Source organism: Desulfoferrobacter suflitae (assembly GCF_022603395.1).
Taxonomy (GTDB): Bacteria; Desulfobacterota; Syntrophobacteria; order Syntrophobacterales; family Syntrophobacteraceae; genus Desulfoferrobacter; species Desulfoferrobacter suflitae.
Genome location: NZ_JAIBKA010000011.1, coordinates 85,474 through 107,979, shown reverse-complemented (window position 1 = coordinate 107,979; position 22,506 = coordinate 85,474). Strand labels below are relative to the sequence as shown.

Annotated in this window: 20 protein-coding genes; 16 read left to right on the top strand and 4 right to left on the bottom strand. The window is 54.6% G+C overall.

All coding sequences use genetic code 11. From position 1 onward, the window contains the following. Positions 1-44: 44 nt before the first annotated feature. Positions 45-389 (bottom strand): CGGC domain-containing protein, encoded by a 345-nt coding sequence (locus tag K1V27_RS17990; RefSeq protein ID WP_258931444.1) that lies wholly within the window; start codon positions 387-389, stop codon positions 45-47. A gap of 462 nt (positions 390-851) precedes the next feature. Here K1V27_RS17990 and K1V27_RS17985 point away from each other — a divergent pair, with 462 nt between their 5' ends. The 5 genes from K1V27_RS17985 to K1V27_RS17965 all read left to right on the top strand — a co-directional run bounded on the left by K1V27_RS17985 (position 852) and on the right by K1V27_RS17965 (position 6,403). Continuing rightward, positions 852-1,730: an Mrp/NBP35 family ATP-binding protein gene (locus tag K1V27_RS17985; RefSeq protein ID WP_258931443.1), complete on the top strand. Its 879-nt coding sequence runs from the start codon at positions 852-854 to the stop codon at positions 1,728-1,730. A 624-nt stretch (positions 1,731-2,354) separates the two neighbouring features. After that, positions 2,355-2,792, top strand: a complete 438-nt coding sequence (locus K1V27_RS17980; RefSeq protein WP_258931442.1) for an iron-sulfur cluster assembly scaffold protein — start codon at positions 2,355-2,357, stop codon at positions 2,790-2,792. A 12-nt stretch (positions 2,793-2,804) separates the two neighbouring features. Next, positions 2,805-3,425 carry a NifB/NifX family molybdenum-iron cluster-binding protein gene (locus tag K1V27_RS17975; protein ID WP_258931441.1) on the top strand — a complete coding sequence of 207 codons (621 nt, stop codon included), beginning with the start codon at positions 2,805-2,807 and terminating at the stop codon, positions 3,423-3,425. Positions 3,426-4,063: 638 nt separating this feature from the next. Continuing rightward, positions 4,064-4,258, top strand: a complete 195-nt coding sequence (locus K1V27_RS17970; protein ID WP_258931440.1) for a (Fe-S)-binding protein — start codon at positions 4,064-4,066, stop codon at positions 4,256-4,258. Between the two features lie 138 nt (positions 4,259-4,396). Continuing rightward, the gene (locus K1V27_RS17965; RefSeq protein ID WP_258931439.1) at positions 4,397-6,403 is read left to right on the top strand and encodes a RiPP maturation radical SAM C-methyltransferase; all 2,007 of its coding nucleotides are present in this window, start codon (positions 4,397-4,399) and stop codon (positions 6,401-6,403) included. Positions 6,404-6,599: 196 nt separating this feature from the next. Here K1V27_RS17965 and K1V27_RS17960 read toward each other — a convergent pair whose 3' ends face one another. Together K1V27_RS17960 and K1V27_RS17955 are read right to left on the bottom strand one after the other, a co-directional pair. Continuing rightward, entirely contained in the window at positions 6,600-7,178 is a 579-nt protein-coding gene (locus K1V27_RS17960) for a NifB/NifX family molybdenum-iron cluster-binding protein (protein WP_258931438.1), read from the bottom strand. Positions 7,179-7,285: 107 nt separating this feature from the next. Beyond that, on the bottom strand, positions 7,286-7,636 hold the full coding sequence (locus K1V27_RS17955) for a DUF5320 domain-containing protein (RefSeq protein WP_258931437.1): 351 nt from the start codon (positions 7,634-7,636) through the stop codon (positions 7,286-7,288). 366 nt (positions 7,637-8,002) lie between these two features. On the opposite strand from K1V27_RS17955, the gene K1V27_RS17950 reads away from it, so the two are divergent. The 10 genes from K1V27_RS17950 to K1V27_RS17900 all read left to right on the top strand — a co-directional run bounded on the left by K1V27_RS17950 (position 8,003) and on the right by K1V27_RS17900 (position 19,832). Beyond that, positions 8,003-8,587 (top strand): TetR/AcrR family transcriptional regulator, encoded by a 585-nt coding sequence (locus K1V27_RS17950; protein ID WP_258931436.1) that lies wholly within the window; start codon positions 8,003-8,005, stop codon positions 8,585-8,587. Positions 8,588-8,703: 116 nt separating this feature from the next. After that, the gene (locus K1V27_RS17945) at positions 8,704-10,176 is read left to right on the top strand and encodes a 4-hydroxyphenylacetate 3-hydroxylase N-terminal domain-containing protein (protein ID WP_258931435.1); all 1,473 of its coding nucleotides are present in this window, start codon (positions 8,704-8,706) and stop codon (positions 10,174-10,176) included. 415 nt (positions 10,177-10,591) lie between these two features. Beyond that, positions 10,592-11,947, top strand: coding sequence for an FAD-dependent oxidoreductase (locus K1V27_RS17935; protein ID WP_353740613.1), 1,356 nt, complete (start codon positions 10,592-10,594; stop codon positions 11,945-11,947). Between the two features lie 252 nt (positions 11,948-12,199). Beyond that, positions 12,200-12,688: a cytochrome c family protein gene (locus K1V27_RS17930; RefSeq protein ID WP_258931433.1), complete on the top strand. Its 489-nt coding sequence runs from the start codon at positions 12,200-12,202 to the stop codon at positions 12,686-12,688. A gap of 30 nt (positions 12,689-12,718) precedes the next feature. After that, entirely contained in the window at positions 12,719-15,475 is a 2,757-nt protein-coding gene (locus tag K1V27_RS17925; protein ID WP_258931432.1) for a response regulator, read from the top strand. Then, positions 15,435-15,848 (top strand): response regulator, encoded by a 414-nt coding sequence (locus tag K1V27_RS17920; protein ID WP_258931431.1) that lies wholly within the window; start codon positions 15,435-15,437, stop codon positions 15,846-15,848. Before K1V27_RS17925 ends, K1V27_RS17920 begins: the two co-directional genes overlap by 41 nt. Beyond that, on the top strand, positions 15,832-16,923 hold the full coding sequence (locus tag K1V27_RS17915; RefSeq protein ID WP_258931430.1) for a response regulator: 1,092 nt from the start codon (positions 15,832-15,834) through the stop codon (positions 16,921-16,923). Before K1V27_RS17920 ends, K1V27_RS17915 begins: the two co-directional genes overlap by 17 nt. Before the next feature lie 416 nt (positions 16,924-17,339). After that, the gene (locus K1V27_RS17910; RefSeq protein WP_258931429.1) at positions 17,340-17,597 is read left to right on the top strand and encodes a hypothetical protein; all 258 of its coding nucleotides are present in this window, start codon (positions 17,340-17,342) and stop codon (positions 17,595-17,597) included. A 29-nt stretch (positions 17,598-17,626) separates the two neighbouring features. Beyond that, complete coding sequence (locus K1V27_RS17905; RefSeq protein WP_258931428.1) at positions 17,627-18,025, top strand: iron-sulfur cluster assembly scaffold protein; 399 nt, start codon at positions 17,627-17,629, stop codon at positions 18,023-18,025. 445 nt (positions 18,026-18,470) lie between these two features. After that, on the top strand, positions 18,471-19,832 hold the full coding sequence (locus tag K1V27_RS17900; protein WP_258931427.1) for a sigma-54 interaction domain-containing protein: 1,362 nt from the start codon (positions 18,471-18,473) through the stop codon (positions 19,830-19,832). Here the strand turns inward: K1V27_RS17900 and K1V27_RS17895 are convergent. Continuing rightward, positions 19,817-20,506: a tetrahydromethanopterin S-methyltransferase subunit A gene (locus K1V27_RS17895; RefSeq protein ID WP_258931426.1), complete on the bottom strand. Its 690-nt coding sequence runs from the start codon at positions 20,504-20,506 to the stop codon at positions 19,817-19,819. The two genes, K1V27_RS17900 and K1V27_RS17895, sit on opposite strands and share 16 nt — an antisense overlap. A gap of 369 nt (positions 20,507-20,875) precedes the next feature. Here K1V27_RS17895 and K1V27_RS17890 point away from each other — a divergent pair, with 369 nt between their 5' ends. Next, positions 20,876-22,366, top strand: coding sequence for an MFS transporter (locus K1V27_RS17890; RefSeq protein ID WP_353740617.1), 1,491 nt, complete (start codon positions 20,876-20,878; stop codon positions 22,364-22,366). Positions 22,367-22,506 lie beyond the last annotated feature (140 nt).

Genomic DNA, 22,506 nt, shown 5'->3' with positions numbered 1-22,506 from the left:
CCTCCTCCAAACAACAATGTTGCAGGCGATGATTTTTTCTAAGTTCAATGGTACTCGTGGGTGCCCAAGATCACCGAAAGGCCGGTTTTATTCTCCAGTATCTTGGCAAAATCTTCGGCACTGGCATAAGGGCAACCGGGTTTGGCGTTCACCATGCAAGAGCTCAAATAGATGGCATCCGGCTTGATTTCCGACAGCTTGGCTGCCATTCCCACATTGGGAGCCAGGCTGCGACCGGGGCATTCGCACTTGACGAAGGAAACCACCTGAGCAGGCTCGTCGAACTTGCCCTCACCCATAGCAGCCGCCTTGAGGCACCTCCACTCTCCAGGGCAACCGTAGCCGCTCTCCATATAAGCGCCGCACCCAACGATAGCCACCTTCTTCATAATCTTCCTCCTTTGTTCTCTTTAATTTACAATGGTCCGGGTCAAATATTTCAGATTGTGCAACATTTGTGCCCCTGAAAATCGCGCGCGGCCAGACGATGGGCTGCGGGTGAGGTCATCTGTTCGGCTGCCTGAGGTCGCCCGGGCGCCGCGATTGGCGGGAAAGTGGCAAGGTGCACTTTGTTCCCTAAATTGCATGCAGCGGTCGCCACACCCTCTCGTTTTCTTAAAGAGCTCTGAATGTTGACTATCTGTGCCACTTGGCACATTCTTTGGTAGAAGACAATCTGGAACTGTTCATTTGGCAACAGAGCAGCCCGCATCTCGGCAGGTCGCAACGCGCGCCTGGATCAAAAGGAAGTGGCACGGGATTCCAGGATCGGTTCAGCCGGTCGCAGGAGCCAAGAGCTATGCGGGGTAATTTTTCGTCCGGTATCTGCAACTACTTTAGGAGTGAAGCGAATGAGTAACTGTTCAGTGAATCAAGATCATCAATCAAGCGGACCAACCGAAGATGATAAGAAATTGCGCGACCACTTGAAACGTATTCAAAACAAACTGCTGATCATGAGTGGCAAGGGCGGAGTGGGAAAGAGCAGCGTGGCTGCGTACCTTTCCCTCGGCCTTGCCGGGCACGGCTACAAAGTGGGACTGCTGGATGTGGACTTGCATGGTCCCAGCATCCCCGGCATTCTTGGGGTGACCGGAATGTTTGCGATGGATGAGGAAAGCAAGTGCATGGTTCCACGGGCTTACAACGATCATCTGGGGGTTGTCTCGATCCAATGTTTGCTCGAGGATCGGGATTCGGCCGTGATATGGCGTGGCCCGGTGAAGCACGGAGTGATCAAACAGTTCATTGCCGATGTGGCCTGGGGGGAATTGGATTTTCTGGTGATCGATTCACCGCCGGGGACCGGCGACGAACCCCTGAGCGTGGCGCAGACCATCCCCGATGCGCACGCAGTCATTGTCACAACACCCCAGGAGGTCGCTCTGGCCGATGTGAGAAAATCGATCAACTTCTGTCGCAAGGTCAACATGCCCATTCTTGGATTGGTCGAAAATATGAGCGGCCTGATCTGCCCCCACTGCAATAAAGAGATCGCTTTGTTCAGCAAGGGAGGAGGCGTCAAAACCGCCACTAAAATGAGCGTTCATTTCCTCGGCAGCCTGCCCTTTGAACCGCGCGTAGTTGAAGCGGGTGACCAGGGAAAATCTGTTCTGGAGCTGGGCGCCGAAGGTCCCTTTGCCAATTCCCTAAATAAGTTTGTCAAAGAAGTAGTGGAGCGGTGCGGGATGAGCCACATCAGGCCGGCAGGTCAGGCGGCCATATCCTGAGGGCATGTCGCTAAACCCGGGGATGTTTTTTCTCGCGGGCCGCAGCGCAGCCTGACCCATGCCCCGTGGATGGTGCAACTGCAACGCGGGCGGGCGTTACAACCCGCCCGCCTGCGTTTGCAGGAAACCCACGGATCTGCTCGATGGCTCGGGAAAGGGACTAAATTCACCTGCCTTGGTTGCAGGAAGGTTCAGATCGCCCCTTATCCCCCCGGCACACCTTCTGGATTACTCCTTTCCGCTGTTTTCAAACTCACTCCCCCTTTGTCTACCTTGTGCAACGTTCCTAAAAATCCCCGAGGCTCGCCCGAGAACGGCTTCACGCACGTTTCAGCCATTCCGGCCGACCGCGGAAGCGGGCAGCGGTGGATATCGCCCGATTGCGACCGGCACCGGCCAAGAGTTGAAGCCAGGATACTCGAACAGCCCTCCAGCGCTCTCAATGAGTACCCAAACAGCGCCGCCCAGTAGCGCCATCTTCACCGCTGTCAGCCTCAATAGCTGTTATAGCTGTTTTGGCATTCAATTTGCCCTATAGTCGAGAGGGACCGAATAGAGGAGCCGAGCTTGTCTCTGCTAAGTTTTCTGACTACTCAAAATTCTGCACAGGGAGGATGAAGATTAATGGCAAGTAAGTTGGATGAATTCGTTAATCAGTGTCAACGGCAAATTTTTGCGGAAACCAAGGAAGTCTATGGCTCAGGCGTGTTTAAAAGATGGCTCCAACCCAGGTTTTTCGGCAAACTGCCCAATGCCACTGGTGCGGCTCGAGTAACCGGTCCATGTGGCGAATCCATGGAAATCTACCTGAGAATCGAAATGCGATCGATAAAGGAATCGAGCTTCTATACCGACGGCTGCGGAGCCAGCATTGCGTGCGGCTCAGTCGCTGCAGAACTGGCGCTCAACAAGACCCTGGATGAGGCCGTGACAATCGGGGCGGATGCCATTTTTGCAGTGTTGGGAGAACTTCCCGAAGAACACGAACATTGTGCTGTGCTGGCTGCGGAAACATTGCAGGCGGCCATCCACAATCATATGCAATCACAAGCCGAACATTAGACAGGATTTTCCATGCTTGCCATCCCCATTTTCAGATCACGGGTGGCTCCGGCTCTCAACTGGTGCTCGAGGGTTCTGCTTTTTCCCAAGGACCACCTGGACGGCACTGTGTGCCAGGAGGAACTCTTCACCGATGTGGCCAACCCTTTCGAACGTCTCAGAATCTTGCGCAACAGGGGAGTCACAACGCTGATCTGTGGGGCGTTGAGCCCGGACCTGCTGAGGTATGCCGGCCATCTCAATCTTCAGATAATCTGTGGAGTAGCGGGAAATATTCCGGAGGTGCTGAAGGCCTATCAGCTGCATCAGCTGGAAGATTCTTACTTCCGTCTGCCAGGCTGCAGACAGAAACATTGTCATCGTAAAATGCTTGATCAAACCCGCCAAAGAAGGAGAGAAATGATGCCAAAAAGTCAAGGAAAAGAATCCGGCAGGGGCCAGGGAAAAGGGCAAGGGAGAGGGGCCGGGCAAGGCCAGGGAAGAGGACCGGGAGGCCGAATGGGCGGACGCGGAGGCGGCCCCGGAGGAAACTGCATCTGCCCTGCGTGTGGCGCGACCGCCCCGCATGCTCAGGGCACTCCCTGCACCCAGATGAAGTGTCCCGAATGCGGACGGGCCATGACACGACAATAAAAAATTCTGCCCCCACGCGAGGAGCGCAATGCTGTCATGCCTTGAATTTGCACACGAGTATTGCTAGAATTTCATGCGAGACAGTTCACGTGCGACCCAAACGGCTGATGAAGATCGGACGGTGAATCCGACTCCGTGGCTCCTCTCACGGCTCGTTCCAACGAGATCTCCTGCTGATTTTGCCATCGGCACAAGGCATCGCAGGTTGCCCTTTGACGTGACGCAAGCGTTGCTGTGCCTCATTCCTCATTGTTCAGGCGACACGCTGCAGTGCTCCGGCGGTCATTATAGGTCGCGGCTGCTTTCCCCAAACAACTGATCGTCCGCTCCAGAACATCCGAAAAGTTCCGTATATTAGTTTTGAACTCCTATTTGAACCGCGCGCCTTACCGGTAGCAGACCGAAGCGCTCCACGGCTGTCACGCTGAAACCCGTTGCCCCGGTGAATGAAAGGCGTTGCAGGGAAGGACGGATCAAAGTCTTTACCGGCATATCGGGAACGATTCAAGGGGTCGTCGATGCCTACCAATCGGGCAGGTACACAACTACGGATATACCGCTCAAGAGCCAAGGATCCAGCATCGCGATCCAACATGGGCACGAGCAACGATAGCCAAAAACAATGAAGGAGGACGACGATGAAGCTCAATGTCATGGAAGTACTGAGGCAACTGCCAAAAACCAATTGCAGAGAGTGCGCAGAGCCCACGTGCCTGGCCTTTGCCACAAAGTTATTGAAAAACGAGCGAAAACTGGAAGAATGTAAACCGTTATTCAGCGGAGAATTTACCGAAAGTCGCCGGAAACTGGAGACCATTTTACAGGCTGCATGAAGCACGTTAAAACCGAGACCTTTTTGGCCGCCGCCCTTCTGTAGGAGACCCCTTGAAAATTGTGCCGCGCCAGGCCCGGCATTCACCTCCCTCCCCCCCCTCACCCCGACCCTCTCCTCCCGCGGGGGGAGAGGGAGCGTGCCCCGCGTGCTGCGGGGCCATGTGCGGGTAACCGGCGGGATTGCGGGGAAGAGGAATTCGAAGGCACACGTCGATATTGTTGAAACCACCATCGATTCCACACTACACAAGATCACAACGACTATGAACCCAGCAAAACCATCACCCGATCAAGTGATTCTCGCATCGGCTCCATGGCCTTTATTCAATTATCCCTCAATCCAGCTGGGAACTCTGAAGGCTTACCTGAAAAAACACTTACCCGACGTGACCGTAGCAGCCCACCATCTCTACTTGAAGGTAGCGGCAGCCGTTGGCTACGAAGTTTACCGGGAGATTTCCAAGAGAAGCTGGCTTGCAGAAAGCATTTACGCAAGTCTCCTCTACCCCCAGCAGATGCAAAGCATCCAACGCGTTTTCAACGCCGAAACCAGATCCAGCCCTCTTTTGCAAACAATTGGTCTGGAAAATCTGAGCCGCAGGGTCGAGCAGGCATCTCACGCTTGCCTTGCCGAAATCGACTGGCAGAAGGCAGTCCTTTTGGGCTTTTCGGTTTGCCTCTGTCAGTTCACCTCCAGCATCTTTTTCCTCCAGCGGATCAAGCAGCGGATCCCCAGTATACCCATCGTCATCGGCGGTTCAAATTTCACCGCACAATCAGCCGGACAAATGCTGACCGTTTTCCCTCAGGTGGACTTTATCATCGTCGGCGAAGGCGAACTCCCCCTGACAGAACTTGTTCAGCATCACAGGGAGAAACCTCGACCCCCTGAAAAGATACCTTCCATCGATGGGGTGGTTTCGCGTCAAACAACGACCGACAGCACCCTCACCGCTTGTCGGCAGGTGCAAGACCTCAGTGCTCTCCCCATCCCCGACTTTGATGACTATTTCAAACTCCTGAAACGCCTGGGTTCCAACGGCACCTTCTTCCCTACGCTTCCGTTTGAGATTTCCCGCGGCTGCTGGTGGAAGCAAAGTCGTGGATCGGACAACCCGTCCGGTTGTGCCTTCTGCAACTTGAATGTGCAATGGCAGGGCTACCGCTCAAAACACCCACAACAAGTGGCGGCGCAGGTCGATCAGCTGAGCAGCCGACACAAGACTTTTTCAGTGGCTTTTACGGACAATGTGCTGCCCACCCAGACAAGCACCAAGATCTTCACCGATTTGAGTAAGATCCCCAAGGACTTGCGTTTGTTCGCCGAAATCCGTGCCGCCACCTCAAGAGAAAGGCTGCAGATCATGAGAGCCGCTGGGATTGAGGAGCTCCAGGTGGGGATAGAGGCGCTCAGCACGCGCCTGTTAGCGAAAATGAACAAAGGAACCACGGCCATCCAGAATTTACAGACCATGAAATATTGCGAGGAACTGGGTATCAGAAGCAATTCCAACCTGATCCTCTGTTTTCCCGGCAGCGACGAAGCCGATGTGCAGGAAACGCTGCGCGTTTTGCAGTTCGCTCTTTGTTTTAGACCACTTAAGGCGGTGCAGTTCTGGCTTGGGCTTGGGAGTCCCGTCTGGCTGTCCCCGGGTGCTTTCGGAATCAGCGCGAGGTTTAATCATCCCAATTACCGAGCGCTGCTCCCAGCCGAAATGGTAGGCGCAGTGGACTTCATGATCCAGGGTTATCGAGGAAACCTGAATCATCAGAAGAAAATCTGGAAACCGGTGCAAAAGCAGCTGAAAACCTGGAAGGCGATCTATGCCGGCCTGCATAAAGACCCTGGTGCCGGACCGGCTCTCAGCTTTCGAACGGCCCCGGAATTCATGATCATAACCCAAAGGCAGCACCAGTCCCCTGCACTTGCCCACAGGCTCGAGGGAAGATCCAGGGAAATCTATCTCTACTGTGCAGCGCATCGATCACTCGGGCAGATCAGGCGACATTTCCCCAGCCTTGGCGAAGAACGGCTGCTGAAGTTTCTGCAAATGATGGTGGACAAAAGGCTCATGTTTGCAGAAAACGGCAGATACCTGAGTCTGGCCTGTGCGGTACATCCCGGGAACCTGTCCGGGAATTGAGTCGGCAGGCTTTCCAGTCATTCCGCCCAAGGCCGCAATCCAACACCCATGGGCTTCCCCGGATTCCTGCAGCGGCGGCGGTAATACGTCCCCATGACGGACTCGACGCGCGCTCGGACAGGCTCCTTCAACCGCCACCTCCCGGCGCTTGGTGTCCGGCCGCTGGAAGCAGCCGCCGGCCGCGCCCGACCCATTATCATTGATTTTCCATTTCCTGAATGCGCTGCTGGATCTTGACCAGCTCGTTGGCAAGCACTTCAGCCTGTACCTTGAGCAATGCTATCTCATCTCTGGAACTGTCGCTCTTTTGCAGGATCTTTCTGAACTTGTCGCCCGCCCGCCAGGACGCTTCACCTTGATTTATACCCAGTCCGCCAAGTTTGGCACGGCCCATACCACCGCCCTGCCCTGCTCCACGGCCCATTCCCATGCCTCCGGTCGGCCCCGAGGAGCTCTTCAGATCGCCGGATTGGTAGGCTTGCATGACATCTCGAAGACCACCGCTCACTCCCGTAAACACCTGAATGCCGGACTCGGAAAGCACCCTGTAGCCATTGGGACCAATGTTGCCGGTTATCAACACTTGTGCGCCTCTGTTGACAACAAACTGAGCGGTGCTGATGCCGGCCCCGCTGGCAGCTCCCTGGTTGGGGTTCTCCTCCACTTCATACCGCAGGGTGTCAGGTTCGATGAAAATGAAATATCGACACCTGCCGAATCGGGGATCTATCTCTCCATCCATGTTGGGACGGTTCGCTGCTAGAGCAATCTTCATTCGCCACCTCTGGTTCCATGCCCCTGTCATCTGAACACCATTCAAACAAATCCGGAGGTCGCCGGCAAGCGGCCTCCGGAGCATCACTGCAGCTAAGTTGCCGCCGGTTACCGGGCTTCTTGCTCCTTTTCCAGATCCGCCATGCGCGCCTTGATGTTGGCGAGTTCTTCTTCAAGCCCCGCCGCATAGTTTTTCAGGCTGTTCAGTTCATCCTCGCCGGCGGCCGCACCCCGAAAGGGAGACGCTCCCCCCCATGGACCGCCCCAGCCTGACCAGGCCCAGCCCGGCATTCCAGTAGCGTAATAGCGGTTCCTCCAGCCCCTTCCCCGGCCCCAGCCAAACGTGTCGAACCTTCCATACCCCCGGTAGGAGCCTGCGCCGACTCGACCACACCATCCCAAACCTCTTCCGGTCATGGGCCCAAATCCCATCGGGCCAGTTCTGTCTCTTCCTGGCATGATTGTACCTCCTTGTCTGTGTAGTGACTGAAGCAAATGCCCATCTAAGATGACCTTCAAGGGCGTTGCCACTTATCAGCTGGATTGGCAAAAGACATGCCATGTATTGCATAATCTGAAGATAACAAAGAACGGCCGGTTGCCGACCGGCAATGGGCGACAATTTGCACCCTTTTGTTCGGGCCCAAGGGAACAAGCTACCCTCGATTTCCCCTTCGTGGCGCGACGCCGTCGGTTTCGAGCGGGAAACCCTCTGCACAAAATTTTCCAGAAATTTTCCAGAAATCATTTGACATCATCAAAACATTTTTCTATAAAAGGCAACAGACCGACCGGTCTGTCTGTTGCGTGCAGAGAAAGGGCACCATGGAACTGAGAGATAAAATCGTCTACGAATCGCTGCGGCTGTTCTCCCTGAAAGGTTTCCTGAGCACCTCCATCCAGGATATCCTCGCCGCCGCAAACACCTCCAAAGGAGGACTGTACAACCACTTTAAGAGCAAAGAGGAGCTCTTTTTCGCCGTACTGGACGAGGCACGTAAAATCTGGCGGGAAAAGAACCTGGCCGGTCTCGACCAGATTTCCAAGCCGGTCGCCAAGGTGAAAAAGTTGCTGGAAAATTATCGGGACCTGTACCTTAAAGACACCACCTGCCTGCCGGGCGGCTGTATTTTTGTAACCTTCTCGGTCGAACTGGATGATCAAAGGCCCAGGTTGGCCCAGGCGGTCAATGAGGGGTTCGTTGGCCTGAAGTCGTTGATTCAGCGGCTGCTTGAACAGGGCAAACAATCGGGCGAACTGCGCGAAGAAACGGACACCAGGGCGGTGACCGAAATGATTTTTGCCGGCATGCTGGGGGCCACCATCATTTACGGCATGGAGAAGTCTCCCGCCAATCTGGACAAAACCATCAATGCTCTGCTTGACTATCTGCGCCGCTTGAGTCCTTGAACCGGCCACAGCCGGTTGGCGCAGGGACCTGCAGAAGCTTCACAGAGGGTAGCAAAGGAAATATTTTTTTTGCCGGGATTGAATCGCGAACTCTACAACAGGAAAGGATCAAAGCAATGGCTCTTATGACTCCGGAACAGTTTGAAGACAGCCTGAAAGCACTCAAGCCCCGAGTGTTCATGAATGGTAAGAAAGTGGAGAGCATACTGGAAAACAGAAATACCCGAACCGTGGTTGAAGCCAATAAGGCCAGCTATGAATGGGCCCTCGATCCCCGTTACAAGGATATCATGTCCTGCTATTCACCGCTCATCGACGACGTGGTGAACCGTTACACCCACGTCAGCACCAATACCGACGACCTGGTCAAGAAAGCGGAAGCCGGAACCTTCACTGCGGAAATGCTCGGAACCTGCATCTATCGCTGTGTCGGATACGATGCGTTTCACTCGCTGGCCAGCACCTGCTGGGAAATGGACAGGGATCTGGGCACCGAGTACCACCCCAGGTTCCTGGAATACCTCAAAATGATACAGCGCAAAGACCTCTCCGTAGCCGGAGCACTGACGGAACCACGCGGCAAGCGCAGCCAGAGGACGTTGGACTGGCCGGATCCCTTTCTGTCCCTGAAGGTTGTAGACAAGAACGCCGACGGCATTGTGGTGCGGGGTGCAAAGATCAATATCAGCGGTGCGTTCGCCAGCCATGAATTGGTCGTACTGCCTCAGTCGGCGCATGGGCCGGGAGAAGAAGACTACGCCATCGCCTTTGCGATTCCGACAGATGCTGAAGGGATCACCTATGTGTGCCAGTACTCCCCGTACTCCGCAGAAAGAGACAATGCCGATGAGTTGGATGAACTCGGCAATCCGAGGTTCGGCCAGAGAGAGACCTCCATGGTGATCTTTGACAACGTGTTTGTGCCATGGGATCGCGTGTTCCATTGCGGGGAAACCAAATACTCCGTCAAGTTTGTCACGCGCTTTGCCAAGACCCACCGAATGACCTGCGGAGGCACTTGCAAGGTCGGTTTCATGAACCAGATCATCGGGGCCTGCAAGCTGATTCAGGAATATAAGGGGCTCGATAAAGTCACCCATATCAACGACCAGCTGACTGAAATGGTGGTTTTGCGGGAGACGGGCCGCGCCTGTGGCCTGGCAGCCGCCAACAAGGGCCAGGAGGAGCCTCCCGGATCGGGCGTCTACCTGCCGGATGAATTGATGGGCAATGTGGCCAAACTGAATATCTGCAATTCCTTTTGGCGGGCCATGGCGCTGGCCGGCGACATCGGCGGGGGCTTGATTGTGACCATGCCGTCCCTCAAGGAGCTCAAGAATCCGGAAACCAAAGATTATGTAACCGAATTCTTCAGCTTCGGCTCGGATGAGCCGACGGAGAACATACTAAAAGTGCACAAGCTCCTGCAACACTGGACAGCTGGCCAGCACGGCGTGGCAACCTGGCACGGCGCGGGTCCGGTGGCGGCACAAAAGATCATGTTGCAGCGGGTGGTCGACTTCGAGCACGACAAGAGCATCGTCAAGCAGACATTGAATCTGAAGGAAAAAGAGAAAAAGAAAAATTAAGCACAGAGTAAAACATAACCAATAAGACCGGATCAACAGGATCTCTTGGATATGCCCGGCTTCCATTGTCCTGTTGATCCTGGCAATGCCAGCCCTCCCTGCACCCTCACATACCCCCCCTCCTCGCCAGCGTCTTCGGCCCCCTTGCGAACAAGTCCTGGAGCTTGCCCGAGTAGTGAATTTGCAGGCTTTTCAGTTATTGCGGTGAACGCCGCAATCCAGTATCCGTGAGCATTTTTGAATTCCTGCGCGGATGGCGGCGGTCCGGCAGCGGAACGACATAGAACCGGGCGCCTCGGACCAACTCCTGAGGCCCTGTGAAAAGAATGATTGCACACATCTTGGATAGCGCTTAAGATTCTAAGAAACTAGAGGCGAGAGCTCCAGTCAACGTAATAAGAAGGGGATAGGGGTCATGCCGAGAGAAAAACTCGTTGTAATCGGTGGAGATGCCGCAGGGATGAGTGCTGCTTCGGTAGCTCGACGTCGCAAACCGGAACTGGAAATCGTCGCTTTCGAACGTACGCGTTACACGTCTTACGCCGCATGAGGCATTCCCTATTATGTCGGCAAGGTTGTCGACGATGTTGCATCGCTTATTGCAAGGACTCCTGAGGAGTTTCAGGAAAAACACGATATCCAGGTCAAGACGCTGCACGAGGTGATCGAGTTGGACATCCGCCGTCAGCAGGTGAGAGTCCGCGACCTTCAATCCACAAGAGAGTGGCTGGAACCTTACGATCAGCTGCTCATTGCGACCGGCGCATCCGCTCTCAAGCCCAACATCCCCGGCATTGACGCCCATGGCGTGCTGTCGATCAATTCGCTGCAGAGCGGAATCGAAGCGCGCCGCCTTGTCGATGATAGAGAGCCCAGGCGGGCAGTAATTGTCGGCGGAGGCTACATAGGACTGGAAATGGCCGAGGCACTCCTGCTGCGGGGCATCGAAGTGGCTCTGGTTGAGCGGTCGCCGCAGGTCATGGGAACTTTGGATCTGGACATGGGTGCACTGGTCTCCGCGGCTCTGCGCAGGCAGGGAGCAACACTTTACCTGGAGGAAGCAGTCGCAGGGTTTGACCAGAAAAACGGCTGGGTCCAGGCGGTAGTGACAAACCAGCGTACGATTCCTGCCGATGTGGTGATCCTTGGTATGGGTGTGGCTCCCAACTCGGCGCTTGCCGACGAGGCGGGGATGACTCTGGGACAGAAAAAGGCCATAAAAGTCAGCAAGAGGATGCAAACGGAAATAGAAAATGTTTGGGCGGCGGGGGATTGTGCCGAGTCCTTTCATCTGGTCACCGGCAAACCCTTCTATGTGGCCCTTGGAACGGTTGCCAACAAACACGGCCGGGTAGCCGGTGAAAACATCGCGGGAGGCAACGCCGAGTTTGCAGGAGTGGTGGGAACGGCGGTGACCAAGGTGTGCAGCGTCGAAGTGGCGCGCACAGGACTTCAGATAAAGGAGATTACCGAGCAACACATCGAGTTTGCCGACGCCGTGATAGAGAGCACCACCCGTGCCGGCTACTACCCGGAAAGCGGACCGATCACCGTCAAGCTCTTGGCTGAAAAGGGCAGTGGCCGTCTGCTGGGTGGGCAAATTGTCGGATGTGAGGGGGCGGCCAAGCGCATCGATATCATTGCAACGGCACTGCACGCCGGCTTCACGGCTGAGCAGGTCAGCGGGCTGGACCTCAGCTATGCGCCGCCCTACTCGCCCCTGTGGGACCCCGTGCTGATAGCCGCCCGGCAGCTGGCGAAGAAATTGTAGACCCTGCAGATCCTTCGGCATCCCACCTGGGTCTCATCGGTCGGCGTGGAATTGCCGAAGAATGCATGATCCATGCCATTCTCCTGTGACGCCCCCGAGGTGGAAGGGCACAGGATTTGCTTAAACATTTTTCTTGACACAGGTATCATCGGCACGGATTTGACGCGTTAAGCCATATCTTCAGCCAATCTCCTTGCTGCAGCGAGCAGGCATCCGCATCGGCACAACCCGCTTTCAAGGAGTGACAGGGCCATGATCCTTCGCAAGTATTACGTCACCTGTCTATCTTTTGGTTTCCTGGCGGCCGTTTCGATCTGTCTGCCGGTTCAATTACCGGCAGCACCTCCTGCACAACCCATAAACTATGTCGGCTCCCAGGCGTGCCAGCAGTGCCACGAAAAGGAATACCGCGCTTTCACCTCCCATGCCAAGAAGAGCTCTTCCTATCAAAGCATCGTCAGGCTTCGGAAAGAGCTCACAGAGGAAGAAATTCGCGGCTGCTATGTTTGCCATACGACCGGTTACGGCAAACCGGGCGGCTTTGTGAGTGAGCAATCGACTCCGCATCTGAAGAATGCCGGCTGTGAAGTGTGCCACGGTCCCGGTGCAGTGCACGTCACATCCCAGGCCAGTGCCGACATTAACGGGCATCCAACTGAACAGGACTGCGAAGCCTGCCACATTTCAGAAAGGGTGAGAGCTTTCAGATACAAACCGCTCATCCGCGGAGGAGCTCATTAATGGGAGTGGAAGTGTAAGGAGGAGCAAGCGATGGTGGGGATCCTCAAAAAGCGTCTTGCCAACAAAATTCTCATTGCCATAATTGCCGCCATCATTCTGATCATGGGAGCAGAAATCGCGGTTCGAATTTATTTCGGCACAAAAGACCGCATTGAATTGATCAACATTGCCGCCTGGGAATTGGCCGCTTCAACCTATGCCGGCATAAAGCACCCGATGGCCGTTGGAGACGCCCAGGCCATTGTGCAACAAATGGCCGACATCAAAGAAACAGCCAAAGATGTGCAGGTACACATCTGCGATTTTGAACAGGAAATCATTTATTCTACCGACCGCGATAAGCTCAACACCAAGCTGGCCAACCACATCAACAACCCGTCCGCCGCCCAGACTCTGAAGCAGATACTGCAATCCGGGGTGAGCCCAAACAAACTCTTTGAAGACACGGTCTCAGGTGAAAGGCGCATTCTTTATTTCTACCCGATTCTGAACCAACCCGATTGCTATCACTGCCACGGCACCTCGAGAAAAGTTCTTGGCAGCATGGCCATCTCCATGAGCGTCGAGAGAGCCTACGAAACGGTGGCGGCTCAAAGAAATCGCACTCTCTGGTTGACCATATTTGGAGTATCATTTGTTATTCTAATGACCTACATTACTGTCAACAGGTTCATCAGGCGCCCCGTAGAGGAACTGGCGGAGAAAGCGAAACGGTTTGCCGAAGGCGATATGTCGGTGAAAGCGGAAGTCAAGACAGAGGACGAGATTGGCGTTTTGAGCCGCACCTTCAACTACATGGTCGACTGCATTTCCTCGGCCAGAGACACCCTGGAGAAGGAAGTGGCGCGCAAAACTGATCTTCTGGAAGAGAGAACCAGACTCATAACGCTGCTTGAAAAGGCAAACCGCGAGCTGAGAAATTTAGACCAGCTGAAATCGACTTTTCTTGCTAACATGTCGCATGAACTCCGCACTCCAATGAACTCGATCATTGGCTACACTGATCTGCTGTTGGACGGGGTCGATGGTCCCATCAATGCGGAACAGGAACGCAGTCTGCATAAAATAGCGTCCAATTCCCGCTACCTGCTGCAGCTGATCAACGACATCCTGGACATCTCCAAAATCGAGTCCGGCAAGACGCAGCTGAACCCGAAGGAATTGGACATCGTCTGGTTGATTCAAACGGTCACCGAGACCATTGAGCCTCTCTTGAAGCAAAAGCAGCTCGATTTCAAGCAGGACTTGGATGAAAGGATTCCCATGGTGTACGGCGATGAGGACGCCGTGAGGCAGATCCTGATGAATCTTTTGTCCAATGCCGTGAAATTCACCGAGTCAGGCGAGATAAGGATCACCGTCAAACCGTCCCAACGGGGAGTTGAACCGGGACAGCCTCCAATTTTTGCCGAAGTTTGTGTGGAGGACACAGGTATAGGCATTAAGGAACAGGACCTGGGCACCATTTTCGACAAATTCGTCCAGGTGGATCTGACGACGGTGCGCCAACCGGAAGGCACCGGTCTCGGTCTCAGTATCGCCCGAGGACTGGTTGCGCTGCACAAGGGGATGATCTGGGCGACGAGCGATTATGGCAAAGGCAGCCGGTTTTGTTTCACCATACCGCTGTCGCGGGAAATTCTGGAGGGCTCGCGCGAACCGATCATCGAACCGAGAATGGCTGGAGCCCTGGCGGATTACTTCGGAACGCCGACGGCTAAGTTTTTGATGGAACCCGAATACGCCGGAAGAAAAATCCGCTGCTGGCATTACGTGCGCTGTGGACAGCCGAGCTGCCCGGCGTACGGAAGTGAAGAAAGCCGCTGCTGGCTGATTCTGGGGACTCATTGCGCCGGATTGAAAATTGCCAGTTATCCGGAAAAAGTGGATTTTTGCAAAGGTTGCGAGCTGATAGAAAGCATCATGTTGAAATTGGATGAGCCGTCGGTTTCTGCAAAGGACAGAGACGAGAGCCTCCAAAAGTCCGCCCAAAAGGTTGTGCTGGCCATCGATGACAATCCCGACGGGATCGATATCATTAGAAAATATCTGGGGCAGGAATATACAGTCATCGGACTGCTCTCTGGTGAGGAGGCCGTGGATAAAGCCATGACCCTCAATCCCATCGCCATCACTCTGGATATCATGATGCCGGAAAAAGACGGGTGGCAGGTACTGCAGGAGCTCAAAAAGACGCCCGAGACCCGGGACATTCCGGTGATCATCGTTTCCATTCTGGACGATAAGCGCCTGGGATTCAGTCTGGGCGCAACGGAATACATGGTGAAGCCCATCGCCAGGGATGTACTGTTGAAAAAGCTGCACAGCCTGGAAGTGGAAACACCCATCACGCGCATCCTGGTGGCGGACAATGACGTTGAAAACGTGAGGCAGGTGGCAAAATTTCTCAAGGATGCAAAATACGAAGTGCTGACCAGCTATAATAGTGAGGATGCCGTCAAACTCATCAAGGATTTCAGACCGCAGCTTGTGGTTTTGAGCCTCATGATGCCTCACGTGAGCGGGTTGGATGTCATAGAATTTCTGCAAACCGATAGGCAAGCCAAGGAACTGCCGTTGATCATTCTCACTTCCGAGGAACTCACGGAACCGCAAAGGGATGCTCTGGACGGCAGAATCAAGGCCATACTTAACAAAGGGGTGCTCAGTGAAGAGGAGCTGGTGGACAGCCTGAGAAAGACCATTACCAAAATGAGAGAAGGCATGAAGGAGCGGGAGAAAATCGATGGACGGGGAGACCAGCAAGAAGATCCTGATAGTGGATGACAACAAGGACAGCCGTGACCTTACGGTAAAGGTCCTCAAACGGTTAGGCTATCAGATCATTGAGGCGGTGGACGGTGAAGAGGCTTTGACCAGAGCTTTTCAGGACAAGCCGGATTTGATCCTGATGGATCGCTCGTTGCCAAAAATAGACGGACTGGAAGTTACACGAAGGCTGAAAACAAATGCGGCTACCCAACACATCATCATTCTTGCTCTGACCGCGCATGCCATGCGCGGGGACAAGGAAAAGGCTATTGCCGCGGGCTGCCAGGGATATATCGTTAAACCAATCGATGTTCGCAAACTGCCGGACGAAGTCAAGGCTCACCTGGAGGGAGAGCGCGGGAGCGTTCACGGTGGAGAAAAAGATTAGGGTCCTGATTGCAGACGACGCTTTGGATACAGTTGAGCTACTCAAGAAAAGGCTGCGCTTTGAGGGCTATGAAACCCTGGAGGCCTATGATGGGGAGCAGTGTCTGGAGCAGGCATCCAAACACAACCCGGACATCATCATCCTGGACATCATGATGCCCAAGCTGGATGGCTATGAAGTATGCCGCCGGCTCAAGGCAAACAGAAGCACTGCTTACATCCCGATTCTTATGCTCACCGCCAAGGGTGATGTCGAAGACAAGATCAAGGGGCTCGATGTCGGAGCCCATGATTATATGCCCAAGCCTTTTGACTACAAAGAACTTTCCGCCAGGGTCAAGTCGCTTCTGACCATCAAATCGGCCCGAGAGAAGCTGGTGCAGGAAGAAAAATCCGAGGCGCTCGACCATATGATGGATGAGCTGGCCCATGAACTGAGAAATCCGCTCACTTCCATCGGCGGCTTCTCCAGGCGGGTGTATGATAACCTGCCGGAAGGTGACCCCAACAGAGCATACGTCGGAATAATACTCAAGGAGGTTTCAAGGCTGGAAAAAATGGTGAAACATCTGGTTGAACTCAAGACCACTGCCATAACCTACAAGGAACCGAACAATATCAATAGACTGATCGCAGAGGTCCTGGATGAGTTCCAGCAGGAGTTTTCCACTCGGGGTATCGAAACCGGCATCGAGTTGGCAGACGGTCTGCCGCTTCTGCCCGTAGACGATGAACATTTCAAACTGGCCATCAAAAATATTATAGAGAATTCCGTAGAGGCGCTGCAGAAAGCACCACAGAAGAGTATCCGCGTTTGTAGTAAGGTCGAACAGGATTGGGTTGAAATTCACATATTGGACAGCGGCAAAGGAATACCCAAAGACAAGATAAAGAACATTTTCGATCCGTTCTTCACCTCCAAGACGTCGGGACCGGGGTTGGGACTGACCATCGCCCTCAAGATCATCCAGGAACATCAGGGAACCATCTCGGTCACCAGCGAACCGGGTGAAGGCTCCTTTTTCGTCATTAAGCTACCCATACGACGACCGCAGGATCCATCGGCCTCCACCTGAAAACTCAGTACAGCGCCACACAATTACCTGGCCGAATTCCCCAGGTCGGACACTTTGATTGCAGGCATTACTTCAAACGGAAATGTCTTTTTTGATCGAGGCTGGCCCGCTTTTTGAAAATCCCTGTGGATATTTCTTGAGCTTTGATACGGGAAACTCGAACCTGGCAAACACGATGGAAAAAGAATGGGTAACTATCTTTCCTGCTGCGTTCAATGCGACTGCGGCTAACCGCAGGGTGGCGCCATGTTTCCCTCGACCCTTTGAATGCGTTGGGAGTTACCATGGATAAGCCTGCATCCAGGTTGGCAATACCGGTATTGCGTTCACGCGTGGCACCGGTGTTCAACTGGTGTTCTAAATTGCAAATCTTTCTGCAAGACCCACACGACCTGAAACCGTGTCATGAAATAATCGTGCATAATATCAACGCGTTCGACCGATTCAAGATACTCAAGCAGGAAGAGGTGCACACTTTGATTTGCGGCGCGCTGAGTCCAGAGCTTTTGACTTATGGCGAACTTTTGGGAATAATCATCATCGACCATGTTTCCGGGGAAGTTTGCGATGTTTTGCAGGCCTATCGCTCGCAGGAACTGAGTGACCCCCGTTTCCGTCTGCCGGGCTGCCCCAGACGTTACCGGAACCGCAAAAGAGAGATCAAGAGAGGTTGAGCTTTATGGGTCAGTCAATGGATGACTTCATGGGTGCAATTTATCGACGCATCGGCAAGACTCATGGGACAAGTACCGCACAGGCTTTTCACTCCCTGCCCGGTCAGGGGCTGATGAAAACCATGGCGGATGCCGACTGCTCTGCAAAAATCCGCGGCAGCTGCGGCGAAAGTATGGAAATATATCTCAAAGTCGATGAGGAGCTCATCACCGATGCAGGCTTTGTTGCCGATGGATGCCTGTTCAGCATCATCTGCGGTTACCTGGCCACTCAACTGGCAAAGGGCATGACCATCGATGAAGCGGCACAGATTGAAGGGGATACCATCCTGGCAGTATTCAAGGAAGTGCCGGAAGGCGAGTCCCACTGCGCCTATCTGGCCGCGGAAACATTGCATGCCGCCATTCACAATTGGATGCTGAAGTGAATGGAATTTCCGGGAAGTAGCGCTGCATCATGCAGAATGCGAGGTCCTTTCAGGCAATGCCTTTTCATGTTACGGGACCATGGTCCCTCTCCGGCAGCCATCACGCCCTCATACAAATGTACAACTCACGTTGACGATATGGGATAGACTTGCTTTAATTAGGTGTTATCTGCATCCAAGCGATTTCGCCCGTATTCCTCGTCATGCCCACGAGATTCCGCCCGGGCGGTAGACGTCCAGCGGGTAGCGCCGGGTTGCTGGAGAGCGGTGTTCACCGACCTGACGAGCGAGGTGCTGTTATAAAATTGCCAAGAAATGAGTGGCTAATCATCTGTTGAGCGCATACGTAACGCATGGGATAGCCCAGGCGAATAGAAAGCTCCGCAAGCGAAGGGTGACAATTTTAGGAACGATGCCAGGAACTCATGAAAATCGAAACGTCCGCTTGAGAGACGATTCTGCCGACCTTGTCGGCAAGCGGCCGGGGCTGTCGCCGCAAACAGAAATCATCCTGAACAGCGTCGCCGACGGGGTTTTCACCGTTGATCTGGAGTGGCGCGTTACCTCGTTCAACACGGCGGCCGAAGAGATCACCGGCGTGCCGGCGGCGGAAGCGCTTGGACGGCAGTGCTGCGAGGTCTTCCGCGCCAACGTATGCGAGACCACCTGTGTGCTGAGGCACACCCTGGAAACCGGAAAGCCGGTCATCAACCGACCCATAGCGATTCTGCGAGCCGACGGCAAGGAAATTCCCATCAGCGTCAGCACGGCGCTGCTGAGAGACGAATCCGGGGAGATCATCGGAGGGGTGGAAACCTTTCGAGATCTCAGCCTGGTGGAGACCCTGCGCAAGGAAATCGACCGGCAGTATCGCTTCGGCGACATTATTTCCAAATCTCCGGCCATGCAGAAGTTGCTTTCCATTCTTCCTGAGGTGGCGCAAAGCGAGAGCACGGTACTCATTCAGGGCGAAAGCGGAACAGGCAAGGAGTTGATCAGCCGCGCTTTACACAATCTCAGCGGGCGTAGCAAAGGCCCCTTTGTGGCGGTGAACTGCGGGGCACTGCCCGACACCTTGCTGGAATCGGAACTTTTTGGGCATGTGGCCGGGGCCTTCACGGATGCCAAGAAAAATCGGAGCGGGCGCTTCGCCCTGGCGGAAGGGGGGACCCTTTTTCTGGATGAGATTGGAGACATCTCGCCCGCCCTGCAGGTTCGATTGCTGCGCGTACTCGAGGAGCGATGTTACGAGCCGCTGGGATCGTCCAAGACGGTCAAGGCGGATGTGCGAATAGTTACGGCCAGCAACAAAGACCTGGCGCAACTGGTGGATGAAGGCAGCTTCAGGAAGGATCTCTATTACCGAATCAATGTCGTCAAACTGGAGCTGCCCAAGCTCCAGGACAGGAAGGAAGACATCCCGCTGCTCGCCGATCATTTCATCGCCAAGCTCAACAAGCTCAAAGACAAGAATGTGCTGGGATTGAGCCATGAAGCCTTGGCAACCTTCATGCGGCACGACTGGCCCGGCAACATCCGCGAGCTGGAAAATGCCATTGAACACGCTTTCATCCTCTGCAGGGGGGGATTGATTGAGCCCAAGTGTCTTCCCGAGCATTTCCAGGGGCATGGCTGCGCAATTCCCGATTTTCAGGGAATGACCCTGCAGGACATTGAACGGCGCGCCATCTGGGAGGCCCTGGAAAGGAATCAGTGGCGGCGCATGGCGACCGCACGAGAACTCGGCATTGACAAGAATACCCTAAGGCGCAAGATAAAACGGTTGAATATTCAGCCCGCTGAATAACGGCGGCGACCCAGCGCCCGCAATTGTTCCATCAGTTCCTTCGCTCTTTGGACAGCGCGCCGTTCCGATTCATCTTCGGGTTCTGCCCAGGGCTGCGTCACCCGCCAGACAATTTTTCCTCCAAGGGCCGGCTGCGGATAGGCTCCCGGATCGTGTAACGCATAGCCCATGAATTCCACAGGGGTTTGCCCCTGGCATGCGGTCACCGCCTGATGGATGAGTGCGACATCCCCCTGGAATTGCAGATCTACGAGGGAAACCTGCCGGAGGAAACGCTCGATGTATTCCCGTGGCAGATTGAGCAGCAGCGGAGTGGGCGCATCTGTGCCGATGATACGCCTGCTTTGGTCGATGCCGTTCAGGATGAAACGGCGCAGCGCATCCCCCACCCGATGCCCTTCGGATTCCGGACCGGCCAGAACAACATAGCGGATGTTCGGGTTGGCCACGATGTTGCATACGATTTTCTCGATGCCGATGTTTTCCGTTTGCACCGTTCCCGCAAGCGCCGCTCCGCCCTCCCTGGCTGCATGCACAAGCCGCTGCAGCTGCACGGGGATGGCTTCGGCACGCGCATTCAAAACAACCGCCACAGCAACGCACGATTCATCGTTCCCTCGAAGATACCTGCCTTCCTCGGGAGGATAGTCCGGATGAGGCTTCACCTTGAGCATGAAATTCTCCCGCTTGTATACTTGTATTCTAGTCGATGGTTCCCGCTTTGCGCCATTGTCGTCTTTCCGAATGACCGTGCCCCACCCATCAAAGTCGGAAGAAAGCACTTGCGTTGTACTCTTCATATCTCATATTCAAGAGGAGAAACCAATCCGCACATAAGCGAATTGTTGGATCTCCCGATTGCATGGGAAACTGCAATTGGAATCAACGAATTTCACAATTCATGAAACACGAAAAACGACTTCACGGCTGCGCATGGACCCTATGGAAACAAATCAAACTGGAAGGTTGCGTTCATCTGTGTTTATCTGCGGTCGGTGTTGAACATGAAAGATGGTCACCTTAACCAACGCACAAAACAGAAGGTGTCTGTTGCGAAGCCAATCCTCCCAGAGCAATCCCAACTGTCAAAACCTGTGCCGTCTGCGCACAACCGCTGGCTGGCATTGACGGGGGTCGGACTGGGGGTTTTGATGTCCACCATCGATTTCAGCATTGTGAACATCGCTCTGCCAACCCTGGTGAAGGAGCTCAACACGGATCTGGCCACCGTGCAGTGGGTGATCCTCAGCTACGCGCTGGTGGTGACCTCACTCATGATGGGCGTGGCTCGCCTGGGCGATCTGTTTGGCAGAAAGCGCATCTACGTTGTCGGGCTTTGGATATTCTCGCTGGGTTCCCTGCTGTGCGGCATGTCTCCGACGGTGGGCTGGCTGATTGGATTCAGATCGTTTCAAGGATTGGGTGCGGTGATGATGCAGGCCCTGGGAGCAGCCATTGTCACAGAAATTTTCCCGTCCTCTGAGCGAGGCAAAGCCCTTGGCATCATCGGCGGAATCGTTTCCTTCGGGTTGGCTGTCGGACCGGCTCTGGGGGGAGTCCTCATCGGCTGGGCCGGCTGGGAATCGATCTTCCTGATCAATATTCCCATCGGATTGATTGCCTTCGTGGTCGTTGCCTTTGCGGTCCCTCCTTCCAAGCGTGTACAGCGGGGCGAACGCTTTGATCTGGGCGGCGCATTCATCCTCCTGGTCACTTTGGCATGCTATTCCCTGGGTATGACACTGGGGCAGCGGAGCGGCTTCGACAACGCCGACGTATTGACACTCTTGAGCTTTTCCGTAGCGGGCTTCCTGGTTTTTCTGCTGGTCGAATGGCGACTCAAACAACCCATGATTGATCCGCGCATGTTCGGCAACATCTTGCTCAGTCTCAATGTGCTGATGGGATTGATGGTGTTTATCACATTGGCCGGAATAGTGGTTCTGCCTTTTTTTCTGGAAAATGTTCAGGGCTATTCCACCCAGACGACCGGGTTTCTGATGATGACCATTCCGTTGAGCATGGGCCTGGTGGCCCCATGGGCGGGAGCACTGTCGGATCGTTACGGGCCGCGCGGTATCAGTCTCATTGGTCTATGCATCATGTTCAGCGGATCTCTGACCATCAGTACGCTCAGCGAAAACGTCGGCATCCTCGGCTACATTCTCCGCATTGCACCGTTTGGAATCGGCCTGGGATTCTTTCAGTCACCCAATAACAGCGCGGTCATGGGAGCTGTTCCCGGGGAGCGCCTGGGAGTTGCATCCGGCCTCCTCTCCTTGTCGCGCAACCTGGGGATGGCCTCTGGAGTGCCCCTTCTGAGCTCGTTGTTTACCACTCAATTGATGGCAGCATCCCCTCTCCCCAAGGCACAGGTGGATGTGGCCACGGCTTTGCCCGGCGCCCTGGTAGCCGGTATCGAACTGACTTATCGGGTGGCCGCCGGCATCATCCTGCTGACGGCCATGGTGGCCGCTGTCGCCTATTTCATTGACCGGCGCAAATCGGAACGGATCAGCGTGGGATACCGCTGAGAGCTTGCCCGGGGAGGGCAGCAGAGAAAAAGTGTGAGGCGCCGCTAGCGCATTCTCACTCTTCGCCCAATGCGGCGCTGCTTTTGATAGGGCTCGCTGCTGCCCAACGGCAACAGTACTGCGGATCGTGACAGGATTGC

Bases quoted from the DNA above. Each gene is read 5' to 3' on its own strand.
- K1V27_RS17930 (WP_258931433.1), top strand. From the start codon at position 12,200: ATGATCCTTCGCAAGTATTACGTCACCTGTCTATCTTTTGGTTTCCTG.
- K1V27_RS17945 (WP_258931435.1), top strand. From the start codon at position 8,704: ATGGCTCTTATGACTCCGGAACAGTTTGAAGACAGCCTGAAAGCACTC.
- K1V27_RS17920 (WP_258931431.1), top strand. From the start codon at position 15,435: ATGGACGGGGAGACCAGCAAGAAGATCCTGATAGTGGATGACAACAAG.
- K1V27_RS17905 (WP_258931428.1), top strand. From the start codon at position 17,627: ATGGGTGCAATTTATCGACGCATCGGCAAGACTCATGGGACAAGTACC.
- K1V27_RS17975 (WP_258931441.1), top strand. From the start codon at position 2,805: ATGCTTGCCATCCCCATTTTCAGATCACGGGTGGCTCCGGCTCTCAAC.
- K1V27_RS17950 (WP_258931436.1), top strand. From the start codon at position 8,003: ATGGAACTGAGAGATAAAATCGTCTACGAATCGCTGCGGCTGTTCTCC.
- K1V27_RS17955 (WP_258931437.1), bottom strand. From the start codon at position 7,636: ATGCCAGGAAGAGACAGAACTGGCCCGATGGGATTTGGGCCCATGACC.
- K1V27_RS17985 (WP_258931443.1), top strand. From the start codon at position 852: ATGAGTAACTGTTCAGTGAATCAAGATCATCAATCAAGCGGACCAACC.
- K1V27_RS17960 (WP_258931438.1), bottom strand. From the start codon at position 7,178: ATGAAGATTGCTCTAGCAGCGAACCGTCCCAACATGGATGGAGAGATA.
- K1V27_RS17990 (WP_258931444.1), bottom strand. From the start codon at position 389: ATGAAGAAGGTGGCTATCGTTGGGTGCGGCGCTTATATGGAGAGCGGC.
- K1V27_RS17925 (WP_258931432.1), top strand. From the start codon at position 12,719: ATGGTGGGGATCCTCAAAAAGCGTCTTGCCAACAAAATTCTCATTGCC.
- K1V27_RS17980 (WP_258931442.1), top strand. From the start codon at position 2,355: ATGGCAAGTAAGTTGGATGAATTCGTTAATCAGTGTCAACGGCAAATT.
- K1V27_RS17895 (WP_258931426.1), bottom strand. From the start codon at position 20,506: ATGCTCAAGGTGAAGCCTCATCCGGACTATCCTCCCGAGGAAGGCAGG.
- K1V27_RS17970 (WP_258931440.1), top strand. From the start codon at position 4,064: ATGAAGCTCAATGTCATGGAAGTACTGAGGCAACTGCCAAAAACCAAT.